This window comes from Bradyrhizobium cosmicum (genome assembly GCF_032290525.1).
In the GTDB taxonomy this organism is placed as follows: Bacteria; Pseudomonadota; Alphaproteobacteria; order Rhizobiales; family Xanthobacteraceae; genus Bradyrhizobium; species Bradyrhizobium cosmicum_A.
On sequence record NZ_JASXTA010000262.1, the window covers coordinates 1 to 267 of the forward strand.

General features: G+C 77.2%; 1 protein-coding gene. It reads right to left on the minus strand.

Annotation, left to right across the window (positions count from 1 at the left end):
- Positions 1–267 (minus strand): hypothetical protein (locus QSV46_RS39895; RefSeq protein WP_314964117.1); only part of this gene is annotated, 267 nt, incomplete at both ends.

Sequence of the window (267 nt, forward strand, 5' to 3'; positions counted from 1 at the left end):
GCACCCGCACGATGCGGCTCGCGCCCTCCAGCTCGGCCGTCCAGGCGGTCGGGTCGCCCTCGGGCACGCTGCGGGCGGCGAGCTCCGCGTCATCGAGCGGACCCAGCACGCGCAGCAGGTCCGCCAAGTCCTCCGCATGGCGGGCCCGGCGGTCGGCGGCGGTGTGCTGCAGCTCGGCCTCGGTGTCGGCCACGGCCTGCGGGTCCAGCAGGTCCCGCAGCTGCGTGCCGTCGGACCGCCCCAGCAGGTCGGCGAGCAGTGTGGGGT